The organism is Acidobacteriota bacterium (genome assembly GCA_026393675.1).
Classification (GTDB): Bacteria; Acidobacteriota; Vicinamibacteria; order Vicinamibacterales; family JAKQTR01; genus JBAXOX01.
Genome location: JAPKZQ010000023.1, coordinates 1 through 14,125, shown reverse-complemented (window position 1 = coordinate 14,125; position 14,125 = coordinate 1). Strand labels below are relative to the sequence as shown.

Here is a 14,125-nt window from a genome sequence, read left to right as displayed (position 1 = left end):
CACCGTGCCAAGAATCAGGTCTTTGAGCGAGTCGTCGGGCATAGGCAGCTCCTGCGGTGATCGTACCCGCAGGATGCCACAACAGAGTCGGTATGTCAACACTATATATCACATACCGACGCAAATGTAGAAACTCCAGGGGCGCGATGAATCGCGCCCCTGCGGTGTCAGGGCGGGCGCAGGGGGCCCGCCCCTACGGGTTCCTACCGTCTTGCCTACCGTTTACCGACTACTGTCTACCGTCTACTGACGACGACTTCCTCGTTCTTCCCACTGTCGCACCACCGGAACCGCGACATCGGGCCGGTCGGTGATCAGGCCATCGACGCCCCACTCGAGCAGGCGGAGGATGTCCTCCTCGCGGTCCACGGTCCACACGATCACGCTCACGCCGACGTCGTGGGCGCGGGTGATGAACTCGCGCGTCACCACGCGCATGCCCGCGTACAATTCCGGAACCTGAAAGGACTGGAACGGAGGCTTCCTGGCGCCGCTGCCAAACGCCGCGGCGGTGAGTTCGCTCTTGATCTCGTCGGTATCGGCCCCCGTCCTGATGCGCGGTTCGCACGCCCGCACCGCGTCGAGGGCCCCCTGGTGAAACGACCCAACGGTCATCCGGCCGATGCCGTCGACGGCGCGGATCTGGTCGACCACCAGCGACGCCAGCCGGGGATTGGCCGACTTCAGTTCCACCAGCAGCGGCACGCGCGGATACCGGTCGACGACGTCGCGCAGCGTCGGCACGCTGAGGCCCTGACCCCTGAAAGGAAAGGCCCCGTCGCGCGCGAATCGATAGCCGGCATCGAGGGCCGCCAGTTCGGCGGCGGTCAGATCGACCACCGCGCCGGTTCCGTTGGTCGTGCGGTCAACGGTGGGATCGTGCATGATCATCGGAACACCGTCGCGCGACAGGTGGACGTCACACTCGATACCATCGGCCCCGCATGCCAGTCCGTTGTCGAACGCGGGCATCGTGTTCTCAGGCGCCAGCGCCGCGCCGCCCCGGTGTGCAAAAATGATCGGCCGCATCAACCTATCTTCTCACGACGTCGGCGGATTATTGGCCTTCGCGAATAATCCGGGCTAGGATTGGAGGTCGCTCCGGGACCACCATCATGCTTTCTGCCGTGCTTCCGATCTTCCCGCTCCCAAACGCCGTGCTGTTCCCCGGCGTGTTCCTGCCGCTCCACATCTTCGAAACGCGGTATCGCGAGATGGTCGCCGACGTGTTGGCAGGTGACCGGTTGATTGGCATGGTGCTGCTCAAGCCAGGATGGGACCGCGAACCGACCGAGTCCCCGTCGGTCTTCTCGATTGGCTGTGCCGGCCTCATCAGCCATGTCGAACAGATGGACGATGGCCGGTACAACATCGTGCTCCGCGGCATCGAGCGCTTTCGCATCGTGGATGAGGAAGTCGAGCGCTCGTATCGGCTGGCCCGGGTCGACTACCTGGTGGACACGATGACGACGGTCGATCGCGAGGCACTTCGGCGGCAGCGCCATAAGCTCGAACGGCTGCTGACGGTGTCGACCGAAGCCCCCGACCATCCCTTCCCGTCCAGTCTGTCGGACGAAGAGGTGATCAACGCGCTCGCGCAATACGTGGACCTCGAACCGATCGAGCGTCAGGCGCTCCTCGAGTGCGACACCGTGTCGAGCCGGTCCGACGCGCTCGCCGAGCTGCTCGAGATGAAGGCCATGGCCCAATCAGCGCCGCCGGGGCGTGGCCTGCTCCACTGAATCAGGATTTCTGCCGTAGCCTGAGGATCGTCGTCTCGCGAATCCGGCCGACCGGCTCAGCGATGACATGACCTTGTTCCCGGATGAGTCGCTGCTGAAAGGCCTGCGTCTCCTCGGCACCATCGACCGCCGCGTAGCACTCCATGCCCCCGCCCGTGAGATTCCTCACCGTCGCCGCCAGCATGCCCGCCGGCACCTGATCGATGCGCAGCGTCGTCCGATGCGCGTAGAAGCGGAGGCTCCCCGCGTGGCCCTCGGCCAGGATCACGGCCCGAGGCGGCGTATGTTCGGCGACCCACGCGGCAACGGCCGGGTACCGTGATTCCTGGAGGCGGAGGCCGAATGTGGCCTGGTTGGCCACGAACCAGAACGACGCGGCTGATGCGCCCGCCGTGGCCAGCAGGAGTACAAGGATAAAAACCAGACGCGGCATGGCCCGCTCGAACGCGGAGGCCACACCGACCGACGCCATGATGACGCACGGAATCAGCGCCGGCAGCACATAGCGAACCAGATCCCAATCGTCGAAGTACGCCAGTTTGAACAGGTAAGGCGCCACACCCAGCAGGAGTCCAGCCGCAGCGACGGTCACCAGCCGACGCGGCGCACGCCAGGCGCCAACGGCGAGCGCGACGAGAAACAGCGGAGAATGGATGATCAGGAGCCACTTCGCGTAGGCCACGGCGTTGGCCAACAGGTTGGTGGTGGTAAAGAGCCCGGCTGCGCTGCCGTAGCCCGTCCTGAACGGGCTGCCATACAGCCACCACTGCACAATCGCGATCGCGCCACCCACGGGCGCCACTCCCAAGAGCCACCGGACCCAAGTGCGCTTGTCCCGAGGCAACACGACGAGCAGGGCCGGCGCGGCCACAAGTGTGAGTGGCCGAGTCCAGACTGCCATTCCAAACGCGAGCCCAGACAGCATAGGCCGGGCGGGCGTGGCCAGCACGCCGGCCACCGCGGCCAGGTACCAGAACGCGGCCGGCACGTCGCTCATCGGCTGGATCACCATGTTCATCAGCACGGGATTGAACGCGACCACCACGGTCGTGGCGGCGGCGATGAGCGGCCCGGCAAGTTGCCGCGTGAGCCAATACGTGACGACGAGAATCCCGATGCCGGCCAGCAGCGGCACATAGAACGCAGCGCCTGGCCCGGCCAGCATCATCGCTCCCGCCATGGCCAGCGGGAAGCCGAGCGGGTAGAACGGCACGATCGCGTCGCCGGATGGTCGCGGCGTCCAGCCGAATGGCGTCGCGGCGGTCATCGCATCAGTAAACGGCAGCCACTTCACAATGGGTTGCGGCGCAATCAACTCTCCGGAGAGCATCGCGTGCGCCGCGCTCACGTACCCGTAGCTATCGGCGCCCCCGCAGTCACGCACCTGGTAGTGCGCCCACAGCAGCACGGCCGCCGCGATTCCGCACGAGAAGACGATGACGGCGACGGCCTCGGCCATCCGTCCCGCCGCGCCACGTCGACCGGTGTCGAGCGCGTCGCGCGCTGCGACGATGAGCCGGCCAGTGCACAACAAGGCGGCGACGATGAGCGGACGCCAGACCTCGCGCACCGGCAGCGTCCAGGATCCCACCCTGATGCCGGCGCGACCGGTGAGCGCCGCGACGAGCGCCATCGCCAACGCGACACCGGTGGCAACGGTCAGTACGCCCGGCAACCATGCGTATCGACGTACAGGTAGCGGCTTCAGCAAAGCTGCGGATTCTCCCGGGTCATGGCCAAGTAGCGAGACGCTATTTCTTCTTGATGGGCGCCGGCTTCTTCGCCGGTGCCTTCTTCGCAGGCTGGGGCGTGTACTCCACCATCACGTTGCTGATGAGCGCGATAGGACGGCCGGGACCGGTGAAGATCTCGTCGGCGTCGAGGCGGCGCACGCCCAGCTTCTCCCCGAGCACACACACGTCGTTGATGTTCTCCGGCAGCTCCACGCGAACCGGCTCCGCGCCGATCGGCGCCACCGCTTTCAGCCCGCCCGGACCGGCTCCGCCCCCGATGCGGTCGAACAGATCGGCGTCGGTCCGGAACTCGTTCTGCACAACGGCTCGCGTCACCAGCGTGTTATCAAGCGTCATCACGCCCACTGTCGCGGTCAGCCTCGCGTAGGACCGGCGGGCCTTCACCTGTTCCTCCGAATAGGTCTGGCGGTTGTGCAGGTCGAAGGTGAGCACCGCCTTACCCTTGTGCGGGGGCAAGGTGATCAGGATGCCGTCACCAGAGGTCCGGCCGATGGGCACATCGCAGAACGTGCGCAGCGTCTTGACACCAGTGCCGAGCGGCGATGCGCACGTCACCTCGGCCGCCTCGATCTTCGGCGTCGCGGCCGGCGCCGGCGCCGGCTTCTTCCTGGCGGTCTGCGCCCCCACAGGACCGGCCAGCAGCGCACACGCGAGGAGCGCCAACGCCACCGTACGCATCACGTGCTCTTCTGGCGAATCAGGTCGAGGAATTCCATCCGCGTGCGGTCGCGTTCCCTGAACGCGCCCAGCATGGCGCTGGTCACACAGGACGACCGTTGCTTCTCGACACCGCGCATGGCCATGCACAGATGTGTCGCCTCCATGACGACGGCGACACCGAGCGGATCGATCTTCTCGCGGATGGTCTCGGCAATCTGGTTGGTCAACCGTTCCTGCACCTGCAACCGGTGCGAGAACACGTCGACGAGGCGGGGGATCTTGCTCAGGCCGATGACCCGCGTGCGCGGGATGTAGGCCACGTGGCACTTGCCGAAGAACGGCAGCAGGTGGTGTTCGCACAGGCTGAAGAAATCGATGTCCTTGACGATCACCATCTCGCTGTAGTCGACGGTGAAGAGCGCGTTGTTGAGAACCTTGTCGATGTCCTGGCTGTACCCGCTCGTCAGGAACGACAGCGCCTTGGCGACACGCCTCGGCGTATCCAACAGACCTTCCCTGCCAGGGTCCTCTCCAAGCTGTTCGAGCAACTGCCGGATCAGCGTTTCCATCGCACCCGCCCGCTACGAGTAGTTGTAGAACCCGCGGCCTGTCTTGCGACCGCATCGGCCCGCGAGCACCATGCGCTTGAGGAGCGGCGGCGCGGCATAGGCCGGCTCCTTGAACTCCTCGAACATGATGTTGGCGATGTAATACGTGGTGTCCAGTCCCACGAAATCGAGCAGCGTGAAGGGTCCCATCGGATAGCCGCAGCCAAGCGCCATGCCCTTGTCGATATCCTCGATGGTGCCAAGTCCGTGCTCGTACGCGCGAATCGCGTCGAGCAGGTACGGGACGAGCAGCCGATTGACGATGAAGCCGGGGCGATCGGGCGCGGTCACGGGCTCCTTGCCAAGTGACTGCGCGAAGGCGTACGCCTGCTTAAAGCTCTCGTCGGTGGTCGACAGGGCTTTCACCACCTCGACCAGTTTCATCAACGGTACCGGGTTGAAGAAGTGCAGGCCGACGAACTTGTCGGGACGGGTGGTCGCCGCCGCCAATTCCGTGATGCAGAGCGAGGAGGTGTTCGAGGCGATGAGCGTATGCGGTGCGACCACGGCCTCGACCGCGGCATACGTCTTCTTCTTCTCGTCGAAGTTCTCGATGATGGCTTCGATCACGATATCGCACGACGCCAGGTCCTCGATCCGCGTGGTACCGCTCAGTTGCGCGAGCGTGGCATCGCGGAACTCCGGGGTGACTTTGCCCTTCTCGATGCCGCCATCCAGGAACTTGCGGATACGCCCGAAGCCGCGATCGAGCAGCGACTGCTCGACCTCGCGCACGATGGTCTTGTAGCCGGCCTGCGCCGACACCTGCGCGATGCCGCTGCCCATCAAGCCGCACCCGAGCACGCCAACCGTACGAATCTCCATGATGTCCTCCACCTCTCTACCCTATCGCACGCGGCTCGCGCGTGCCAGCGCCGCACGTCTAGTTCACACGGTCTCGACGATGGCCGCGATGCCCTGTCCCCCGCCGATGCAGGCGGTCGCCAGACCGCGCGACAGGCCGCGCCTGCGCAGTTCGAGCAGCACCGTGAGCAGGAGCCTCGTCCCGCTCGCTCCGAGCGGATGCCCGAGTGCGATGGCGCCGCCATTGACGTTGACGCGCTCGCGATCCAGTCCCAGTTCCTTCTCGACCGCCAGGTACTGCGCGGCAAACGCCTCGTTGACCTCGATGAGATCGATCTCGGCGAGCGTCAATCCCGTCCTGGCCAGGACCGCGCGAGTGGCCGGAACCGGGCCAATCCCCATCTCCTTCGGCTCGACGCCGACGACCGACCATCCAATCAGGCGCCCAATCGGCTTGAGGCCGTGTCTCTGAACGGCCTGCTGGGACGCCAGCACGACCGCCGCCGCGCCATCGACGATGCCGCTGGCGTTGCCGGCGGTGACGCAGCCGTCCTTCCGGAAGGCGGGCGGCAGCCCGGCCAGCGATTCGAGCGTGGTGTCGGGGCGCACGTGATCGTCGCGCGAGAACTGCTGCGGGCCCTTCCGCGACTTGAGTTCGACCGGCACCACCTCCTCGGCGAGCCGTCCCGACTCCCACGCCTTCGCCGCCAGTTGCTGGCTCCGCAGGGCGAAACGATCCTGCTCCTCGCGCGCGATGCCGTACTTGGTGGCGAGGTTCTCGGCCGTGATCGCCATGCTGCAGCCGCAGTACGTGTCGGTCAGCGATTCCCAGAGCGCGTCTTCGAGCTTGCCCTGGCCAAGCCGCAGCCCACTTCGCAGTCCGCGAATCACGTGCGGCGCCTGCGTCATGTTCTCGGTGCCGCCAGCCAGCACGACGTCGGCCTCGCCCAGTTGGATGAGCTGGGCAGCCGACACCGCGGCCTGAATGCCCGACCCGCACAGCCGGTTGACGGTCAGCGCGGGCACCTCGATCGGCAGGCCGGCCTTGAGCCCCACGTGCCGCGCGCCATACAGGGCGTCGGCGCTGGTCTGCAGCACGTTGCCAAACACGACGTGCTCGACCTGGCCGGGCGCCACGCCGCTGCGCGCAAGCGCGGCTTTCGACGCGATGGCGCCGAGATCGAGCGCGGAGATGTCCTTGAACGCCCCTGCGTACTCGGCCATCGGGGTGCGGGCGCCGTTCACGACGTAGACGGGTGTTTGGTTCATGAGGGTCTTCTTGCTTCTCACTTCTTGCTTCTGATTACATTCACGACGTAGTCCCCGGTCTCCCTGGTTCCGAGTTTGCCGCCAATCTCCGCCGGCCCATTGCCAGTGACGACGGCCTGCTCGACCGCGGCTTCGACCGCCCGGGCTTCGTCGGCGAGACCAAGATACTCGAGCATGAGTGCCGCCGACAGGATCGCCCCGAACGGGTTGGCGACGTTTTTCCCGGCGTACTTCGGCGCGGACCCGTGCACCGGTTCGAACATCGACGTGCGGCCCGGGTGCAGGTTGCCCGACGCCGCCATCCCGAGCCCGCCCTGCAACTGCGCGCCCAGGTCGGTGATGATGTCGCCGAACATGTTGTTGGTCACAATCACCTGGAACTGTCCCGGGTTCTTGACCATCTGCATCGTCAGCGCATCGATGTAGAGATGCGTCGCCTCGATGCCTGGATACTGCGGCGCCACCTCTGAGAACACTCGCTGCCACAGCGCGTGCCCCATCGTGAGCGCGTTGCTCTTGTCGGCCATGCACACCTTCGTGAGACCCTTCGCCTTCGCGTGCTCGAACGCATGCCTGATGATGCGATGCACGCCCTTGTAGGTGTTGATGTCCTCCTGGATCGCGATCTCATCCTCGGTGCCCGCCTTGAAACGGCCGCCGATGCCCACGTACATGCCCTCGGTGTTCTCGCGGAACACGACGAAGTTGACGTCCGCCGGGCCGCGATTCTTCAGTGGACACAGGCGCGCATCAAGCAGTTTGACCGGCCGGTGATTGACGTAGAGATCGAGTTCGAAGCGGGTGCCGAGCAGGATGTCGCGCGCATGGCGCATGTCGGGCACGCGCGGATCGCCGAGCGCGCCGATGTACACCGCGTTGAACTCATCGCGCAGCATCTTGTAGCCGTTCGGCGGCATGCTGATGCCGGTCTCGAGGAAATAGTCGGCACCGTAGGGCAGCATCTCGAGATCGAGACGGCGACCGAACACGTCCGCGACGGTGTGAAGCACTTTGACCGCTTCGGCGGTGACATCCTTGCCGATGCCGTCGCCGGGAATGACCGCAATGCGCATGGTTCTGACCTCAGCAGCAGAGACGACCGACTGAAGGATGGAGCGGGCCGCGAGGCGCGGCCTGTGCATGATCTCCAATTTGTGCCCGCAAGGCCGTCTATTTTATCAGAATGGAGCAGCTCGCCCCCGGTTTCTGGTCCCCAACGCTCGCCGGCGCCCTCCTTCTCCCGCGGGTGTTCGCCCCATATTCACCCCGTGTTATAGTTCGGCCCGATGACACATGACAAACGTTCGGTGGCGCGCGTGGAGGTGCCCGGTGGCTTACCGGGCGAAGTCAGCGTGGTGGCGCCGGTGGAGATCAGGGAGTTCAGCCAACGTGGCGCCATGCTGGACACGGCATTCCCGCTGGTCCTCAATTCCATCCACGACCTCCGGCTTGAGCTGGATGACCATTCGATTGTCGTGAAAGGCCGGGTGGCCCACTGCAGCATCGCGGAACTGGGCGGCGAACTGGTGCGCTATCGAGCGGGGATCGAGTTCGTGGACGTGCCGCCGCATGCTGCGTCCGCCATCAAGTCGTACCTTGATGGCGTCTCAGAGCGGAGGGCGGCACGCGGTGCCGCTCATCCACCCAAAGGGCCTACTTCACCTTGAGGTACTCGAGGTAGTCGCCAGAGGCGATGCGCTCCGCACGGCCGAGCGGAGCGTTGTAGAAGTACACCCACGCCGCATCGACACGTCCATCGTCGAGCATCACCAGAACCTGCAAACGCGTATAGAGGCTGGCATCGGGTTCGGAGGGACGATACCCTTCAATCTCGTCGAGCTTGGCAAGCACGGACGGGTCGTCCTCGATCTCGTAGACCTCACCCCAGACGCGGCCGTCAGGCGCGGGAATGGCGGCCGGAAAGATCCCCAGGTCGTAGAGCGCGGCCTCGATCGAGCCACGGCCGATGAGTCGCATGCGGGTATCGATGCCGGCACGTCGGCGCCTGTCGAAGCCGCCCATGAGGGTTCCGTAGACGAAGACCTTTTCACTCACTGGCAGAAATGCCTCCAAGCCGCAACGCGCGCGCATTTCACAGTCGAATCGCGACATGCTGCCGCGAGTGCATGGCGAGAAAAAGGGCCTTGGGTATCGAGGAAGTGTAGGTGAGTGCTGCCCGATAGTCAAGATAACGGGGCGCGCGGCGAGGGCGCGCCCCGGTCGAGTTGTTCCTACTTTGCGGGCTTCTCAGACGTTTCCGGTTTCTTCGGGGCCGCCGGCTTCGGCGTCCCGCCGGAGTCGCGCTTCTTCGGTGTCATCGCGTCGATGAGCTGCGTGCTGACGCCGAACGACAGCGACACGGTCTTGCCAGTGCCGCCCATCTCGACGTTTGGCCACAGGGCCTGCGCCTCTGGCCGATTACCAGCCTGCATCTTTGCCAGCGCGACAAATCCGCGAACGATATCGCGCAGGTTGGTGGCCGCCTCGTCGGTCTTCGTCTCGGCCTTCACCATCACCTGCACGCCGCCGTTCACGTGACCGCTCGCCGCAAACCACGTGATCGGGGGGATCCGGTCCGTCACTTCCTGCGGCAGCTTCGCCTGGGACGAAATGGCCTCGAACTGCCCGACCGCCCACATGCTGGCATCGCGCTGGTCGGCGATGAGCTTCATCATCTCGGCGTTGTCGCGAGCCGTCTTCGACGACGCGCCTGCCCCGTCGATCAGGCGACGAATCATGGCGTCGCCACCAATCGCCACCAGCCCCTTGTCCAGGAACGCCAACGCGAGGTCGCGCTCGTGCTTGTTGCCCAACTTATCATCGTTCACGCTGGGCTTGATGAGCCGCTTGCCCTTGTAGTCTTCGATCGTCGCGCCCTTCTCTCGCGCGAACGCCTCCAGCCGGCCCTGGTCGAACTGGCCGCGGGCCAGCACGAGACCGTTGATGCTGTTGGCCGCGGCATCAGCCTGCCGCTTGCCCATGAACGCGACCACGTACTCGATGTCGTTCTCGATATCGATGCCTGTCGCCGTCTTGAATTCGTTGCGGCCCTCGTCGGTCGGCCCGCCGAACTGCCGCAGGCGCTGACGCAGGTCCGAACTCATCACCTGCTTGACGTTGGCGTACGCCACGACGGCTGCATCCTCGGGGACGAACTTGAGTTCCGCCGGTCCGCTATTCGAGGCAAACAGCCCCTGCGGCATGCCGCCGTAGTAGGCCACCAGACCAATCGACAGGCCAACAAAGAAGACCAGTGCCGAACCAACCAGGAAGTAACGTGTTTTTCCGGTCATATGTGCCTCGCCTCTTACTCTGACTATACGGCGGCCAAAGACGGAAGTTCCCTCAGAATCAGCGAGTTATCACCGACCTGGTTCTTACTGTTCGAGAACGTACTCGCGCTTCTCGACCATCCACCCCGCGATCGCCAGAAAAATGACAATCATCGCAAAAATGACCGAGAGGCTCGCGGCAGGAGACGGGATATCCCGGAACAGCGACTGCAAGGAGCTCCCCAGCCCATCGGCCGGCATCGCGTGGGGCACCAACGCCTGTAAGTAATAGGCAATGGTGAATTTCCTGAGGTAGCCAGGCAGCACCAGCGCGAGCTGCTCCCAGCCAAAGGCGAAGACCAATCCGGTGACGAGGGGGTGCTTGATGCCTGCCCCGATCAGGGCGAACAAGGCCCCGTACGCGGCCAGTCCAACGCCGAGCAGGCCGAGGTCGATCAGCAGACTCGTGAACCCCTCGGCCAGCGAGCCATGGCCGAGCGGCTGCACGCACAGGTACAGGACGACGACCGACGGCAGGACCACAAACACGGTGGTCACGACGTAGGCCAGATACTTGCCGACCAACACGGCGCGCCGGCTGATCGGGCGGACAAACAGGTAGGTGATCGTCTTGTCGTCGACCTCGTCGGCGATGAGCGAGGTTCCATAGAACACGCCAAGTACGGGTACGAGGAACCGGAGATACAGAAGCCAGATCATGCTGCCGAACACCGCCGCCCCAGGCACTGGGGCGCCACCCATCCGAATCCCTCCGGTAAAGCCGAACGCATCGAGGATGCGGAGCATGAGGCCGAGCGCCACCGGCGATCCGACGACGAGGCCCAGAAAGATCGTCCGCCTCGACCAGAGCATCTGGCTGAGTGACAGGTCGAACACGCGGAGCGCCGCCGTCGCGAATGGCGGAGCCTGCCGGATCGCGGGGCCGGGCATCGCGGGACCGGCCGTGGGAAGCGTCACGTTCGTGTCGGGTGTCGTGGTGCTCATTTGACCAGGAACTTGAAGACCGCTTGCAGGTTATCGTCGGGCGAGGTGACCTCGGTAATCGTGCCCGCCTGGCCCGACGCCGCCAGTTCCGTCAGGTACCGATAGAAGCTGTCGGGCTTCGACGTTTCGATGATGATCGCCTCCTGCTCGAGCTTGAGGCTCAACACATCGTCTCGAGTGAGGAACTCGCGGGCAAGGTCGCGCGGGTGGTCCGCGCGGACATGCACCGTGTGCGGATGTTCGTCGATGAGGTCGCGGATGCTGTGCACATCACCCTCGGCCAGGATGCGGCCATTGTTGATGAGCAGGATGTTCGACGTCATCGCTTCGATCTCGTACAGGATGTGACTCGACACGATGATGCTCTTGCCGGCCCTGGCCCAGTCCTTGACGAGGCGAATAGTCCGGCGCCTGGCGATCGGGTCCATGCCTGACAGCGGCTCGTCCAGAATCAGCAGTTCCGGATCGTGGACGATGGCCTGGGCGAGCTTGACGCGCTGGCGCATGCCCTTGCTGTAGCCGCCGATCTTCTTGTTGGCCGCGTCAACCAGATCCACCCGCTCGAGCGCCGTGCGCGCGGCCGCATTGGCTTCCGATTCGGTGTAGCCATTGAGCCGAACCAGTCCGCACACCCACTCGAGGCCCGTCATCCGGTCGTAGAACGCGTCCTGCTCAGGACAGAAGCCGACGCGGAAAAACAGCCTCGGATTCCCCCAGACGGCCTCACCGAGCACCGTGATTGAGCCCTTGCTCGGTTTGAGCTGGCCCGTCAGCAGCTTCATCAGCGTCGACTTGCCGGCGCCGTTCGGCCCGAGCAGCCCGGTGATGCCGGTCGGGATCGACACGCTGACGTCATTGAGGCCAATGACCTGGCCGTACCACTTCGAGATGTGATCGGCCACCACCAGCGGCGTCATGTCACCACCTCCACGCCGCGCACGCGCCGTTCGAGCACAAAGGCGGCCAGCGCCACCGTGGCGACCAGCGCGATCGTCGTCACCAGCCCCCCAGCCTGAAAGCGGCCGGGCAGCCGGAAGACCAGGTCGCCGATCTGCATCAGGTTCGACGACAACGCCATCCATGAGAAGGCGCTGTTCCGGGTGACGACGAAGACGACGCCGTAGAGGGCCTGCGTGAAAAAGATGATGCCGGCATACATGATGCCGACGAATCGCGCGCTCTTTGACAATGACGACAACGCCAGCATGACCAGCCCGAGCACCGTCGTCTCGATGCCCGTGTAGACGAAAATCGCCGGCAGCACAAAGGGATTCGATGAGATAAACGTGAAGTTGCCCGCGAAGACGATCTGGACAAGGACGAGCATCATCGCCGGCAGCCAGGTCACCAGCAGCAGGAAGAAGGCCAGCACCGCGAACTTGCCGGCGATGTACTCGATGCGGTCGAGCGGCTTGGACAGGTAGATCTGCAGCGCGTTGGCGCGTAAGTCGTTGGCGATCAGTCCGGCACCCGTGAAGATCGTGATGAAGAACACGAACACGCCCTGCTGCTCGAGGAACCGGCGAAACATCTCAGGCGAGGGCGAGATGATCGACATCTGCGGGAAGTTCGCCGAGAGATAGAGCATGACCGAGCGCACGACAAACGGCAGCCACGCGAGGATCAGCAGCCAGAGAAACGCCTTCTTCCCCAGCATGTTCTTGACACCCGCCGACGCGATCACCGTCCACGCCCGTCCCTTCGGCGAGCGCTGGCCTGTGTACCGGCGGTAACTCTGATCGTGGATGGGCACGGTCTACTCCTCGCCCACCGCCTGGGCAAACACGTCTTCGAGCGTCGGGACGCTCGGCCGCAGGTGACGCACCTGCACGCCTTCCCGGGCCGCGAGCTGGAACAGCGCCAGCGCCCCCTTCTCGTCGGGCACGAACACACGCATGATGTCTTCCTCGGCCGCCTTGCTCACCATCCCCGCGGCATCGAGCACCCGGGCAAACGCGACGCGATCGCCCTTGACCCGCAGTTCGAAGGCGCTGCCGCGTGGTCCCTTGAGTTCGTCAATCGGGCCCTGCGTCGCGATGCGGGCCTGGTGCAGCACGACGACGTGATCGCAGGTGTACTCGACGTCTGGCAGCAGGTGCGACGAGAGAATCAGGTTGACGCCCTTGTTGTGCGCGAGGTCCCTGATAAGCTCGAGCATCTCCTCGCGCCCTTTCGGATCCATGCCGTTGGTCGGCTCGTCGAGAAACAGGAGATCGGGGTCGTGCACCAGCGCCTGGGCCAGCTTGATGCGCTGCTTCATCCCCATCGAGTAGGTCTCGACGTTCCGGTAGCGCGCCTCGCCGAGACCGACGTAGTAGAGCACTTCGTGGGCACGCTGCATCGCATCGACATGAGGCAGTCCCGCCAGCTGACCGCAGTAGGCCACAAACGACACCGCGTTCATCCCTGGGATGTGGGCGTCAATCTCGGGCATGTACCCGAGCCTGGCGCGAACCTCGGACGGCGAGACCGCGACGTCGAAACCGAGCACACTCATGCGGCCGTCGGTGGGCTTGATGAAGCCGAGCAGCGCCTTGAGCAACGTGGACTTGCCGGCGCCATTGGGCCCGAGCAGGCCGACGGCGCCGGCCGGAAACACGGCCGTGACATCGCGCAGCGCCGGCTGTTTGCCGTAGACCACGGACAGATGCTCGATTTGGACGACGGGGCCGGCAGGTGGATCGGTCATATTCATCAGATAGATACGAGGGCCAGCGGTCCACGGTTCGAATGCATTCCCACTTCTTGCTGCGTGCACGTCGCCCCGGGCCTGCGGGACGACGGTTCCTCCGCGTCCCCGCTCACGCGAGCCGGCAAAACACGTTTCCGGCCGGAGGCGGGCCGTTCGACGCCGGTGACGTGGCGATTCGCTTCGCGTCCCCGCTCACACAAGCCGGGTGGAGTAGGCCCCAGTCCGCCGTGGAATCACGCACGGACCAGCAACCCCTCGTCAAACCGTACGTGCGGATTTCCCGCATACGGCTTCCCTCGACGTTCACCGAGTATGCCTT

Annotated in this window: 15 protein-coding genes; 2 read left to right on the top strand and 13 right to left on the bottom strand. The window is 64.8% G+C overall.

All coding sequences use genetic code 11. The features are described 5' to 3' along the window. Positions 1 to 243: 243 nt before the first annotated feature. A complete protein-coding gene (locus NT151_07310) occupies positions 244 to 1,029 on the bottom strand; it encodes a glycerophosphodiester phosphodiesterase (protein ID MCX6538722.1) in 786 nt (261 codons plus the stop codon). 86 nt (positions 1,030 to 1,115) lie between these two features. Here NT151_07310 and NT151_07305 point away from each other — a divergent pair, with 86 nt between their 5' ends. Beyond that, positions 1,116 to 1,742: an LON peptidase substrate-binding domain-containing protein gene (locus NT151_07305; protein ID MCX6538721.1), complete on the top strand. Its 627-nt coding sequence runs from the start codon at positions 1,116 to 1,118 to the stop codon at positions 1,740 to 1,742. Position 1,743: 1 nt separating this feature from the next. On the opposite strand, the gene NT151_07300 is transcribed toward NT151_07305, so the two are convergent. From NT151_07300 to NT151_07275, 6 genes are all read right to left on the bottom strand, one after another. Continuing rightward, the gene (locus tag NT151_07300) at positions 1,744 to 3,417 is read right to left on the bottom strand and encodes a hypothetical protein (GenBank protein ID MCX6538720.1); all 1,674 of its coding nucleotides are present in this window, start codon (positions 3,415 to 3,417) and stop codon (positions 1,744 to 1,746) included. Between the two features lie 76 nt (positions 3,418 to 3,493). Beyond that, positions 3,494 to 4,177 (bottom strand): hypothetical protein, encoded by a 684-nt coding sequence (locus NT151_07295; GenBank protein ID MCX6538719.1) that lies wholly within the window; start codon positions 4,175 to 4,177, stop codon positions 3,494 to 3,496. Continuing rightward, positions 4,174 to 4,725, bottom strand: coding sequence for a GTP cyclohydrolase I FolE (folE, locus tag NT151_07290; protein ID MCX6538718.1), 552 nt, complete (start codon positions 4,723 to 4,725; stop codon positions 4,174 to 4,176). The genes NT151_07295 and folE overlap by 4 nt, the downstream gene beginning before the upstream one ends. A gap of 12 nt (positions 4,726 to 4,737) precedes the next feature. Then, a complete protein-coding gene (locus NT151_07285) occupies positions 4,738 to 5,589 on the bottom strand; it encodes a 3-hydroxybutyryl-CoA dehydrogenase (GenBank protein MCX6538717.1) in 852 nt (283 codons plus the stop codon). Positions 5,590 to 5,652: 63 nt separating this feature from the next. Next, the gene (locus NT151_07280) at positions 5,653 to 6,837 is read right to left on the bottom strand and encodes an acetyl-CoA C-acetyltransferase (protein ID MCX6538716.1); all 1,185 of its coding nucleotides are present in this window, start codon (positions 6,835 to 6,837) and stop codon (positions 5,653 to 5,655) included. A gap of 17 nt (positions 6,838 to 6,854) precedes the next feature. After that, positions 6,855 to 7,979: a 3-isopropylmalate dehydrogenase gene (locus NT151_07275; protein ID MCX6538715.1), complete on the bottom strand. Its 1,125-nt coding sequence runs from the start codon at positions 7,977 to 7,979 to the stop codon at positions 6,855 to 6,857. A gap of 144 nt (positions 7,980 to 8,123) precedes the next feature. Between NT151_07275 and NT151_07270 the strand changes: the two genes are divergently transcribed. Then, positions 8,124 to 8,504, top strand: coding sequence for a PilZ domain-containing protein (locus NT151_07270; GenBank protein MCX6538714.1), 381 nt, complete (start codon positions 8,124 to 8,126; stop codon positions 8,502 to 8,504). Here the strand turns inward: NT151_07270 and NT151_07265 are convergent. The 6 genes from NT151_07265 to NT151_07240 all read right to left on the bottom strand — a co-directional run bounded on the left by NT151_07265 (position 8,491) and on the right by NT151_07240 (position 13,809). Further along, positions 8,491 to 8,892 (bottom strand): gamma-glutamylcyclotransferase, encoded by a 402-nt coding sequence (locus NT151_07265; GenBank protein ID MCX6538713.1) that lies wholly within the window; start codon positions 8,890 to 8,892, stop codon positions 8,491 to 8,493. The genes NT151_07270 and NT151_07265 overlap by 14 nt on opposite strands. 176 nt (positions 8,893 to 9,068) lie before the next feature. Then, entirely contained in the window at positions 9,069 to 10,130 is a 1,062-nt protein-coding gene (locus NT151_07260; GenBank protein ID MCX6538712.1) for a hypothetical protein, read from the bottom strand. An 84-nt stretch (positions 10,131 to 10,214) separates the two neighbouring features. Beyond that, the gene (locus NT151_07255; GenBank protein ID MCX6538711.1) at positions 10,215 to 11,114 is read right to left on the bottom strand and encodes an ABC transporter permease subunit; all 900 of its coding nucleotides are present in this window, start codon (positions 11,112 to 11,114) and stop codon (positions 10,215 to 10,217) included. Further along, on the bottom strand, positions 11,111 to 12,031 hold the full coding sequence (locus tag NT151_07250) for an ABC transporter ATP-binding protein (protein ID MCX6538710.1): 921 nt from the start codon (positions 12,029 to 12,031) through the stop codon (positions 11,111 to 11,113). The genes NT151_07255 and NT151_07250 overlap by 4 nt, the downstream gene beginning before the upstream one ends. Then, positions 12,028 to 12,867: a hypothetical protein gene (locus tag NT151_07245; protein MCX6538709.1), complete on the bottom strand. Its 840-nt coding sequence runs from the start codon at positions 12,865 to 12,867 to the stop codon at positions 12,028 to 12,030. The genes NT151_07250 and NT151_07245 overlap by 4 nt, the downstream gene beginning before the upstream one ends. Before the next feature lie 3 nt (positions 12,868 to 12,870). Then, positions 12,871 to 13,809 carry an ABC transporter ATP-binding protein gene (locus NT151_07240; protein ID MCX6538708.1) on the bottom strand — a complete coding sequence of 313 codons (939 nt, stop codon included), beginning with the start codon at positions 13,807 to 13,809 and terminating at the stop codon, positions 12,871 to 12,873. Between the last annotated feature and the right edge of the window lie 316 nt (positions 13,810 to 14,125).

Coding starts and splice junctions, on each gene's coding strand:
- NT151_07250 (MCX6538710.1), bottom strand. CDS start 12,031: ATGACGCCGCTGGTGGTGGCCGATCACATCTCGAAGTGGTACGGCCAG.
- NT151_07270 (MCX6538714.1), top strand. CDS start 8,124: ATGACACATGACAAACGTTCGGTGGCGCGCGTGGAGGTGCCCGGTGGC.
- NT151_07240 (MCX6538708.1), bottom strand. CDS start 13,809: ATGAATATGACCGATCCACCTGCCGGCCCCGTCGTCCAAATCGAGCAT.
- NT151_07260 (MCX6538712.1), bottom strand. CDS start 10,130: ATGACCGGAAAAACACGTTACTTCCTGGTTGGTTCGGCACTGGTCTTC.
- folE (MCX6538718.1), bottom strand. CDS start 4,725: ATGGAAACGCTGATCCGGCAGTTGCTCGAACAGCTTGGAGAGGACCCT.
- NT151_07310 (MCX6538722.1), bottom strand. CDS start 1,029: ATGCGGCCGATCATTTTTGCACACCGGGGCGGCGCGGCGCTGGCGCCT.
- NT151_07275 (MCX6538715.1), bottom strand. CDS start 7,979: ATGCACAGGCCGCGCCTCGCGGCCCGCTCCATCCTTCAGTCGGTCGTC.
- NT151_07305 (MCX6538721.1), top strand. CDS start 1,116: ATGCTTTCTGCCGTGCTTCCGATCTTCCCGCTCCCAAACGCCGTGCTG.
- NT151_07285 (MCX6538717.1), bottom strand. CDS start 5,589: ATGGAGATTCGTACGGTTGGCGTGCTCGGGTGCGGCTTGATGGGCAGC.
- NT151_07280 (MCX6538716.1), bottom strand. CDS start 6,837: ATGAACCAAACACCCGTCTACGTCGTGAACGGCGCCCGCACCCCGATG.
- NT151_07255 (MCX6538711.1), bottom strand. CDS start 11,114: ATGAGCACCACGACACCCGACACGAACGTGACGCTTCCCACGGCCGGT.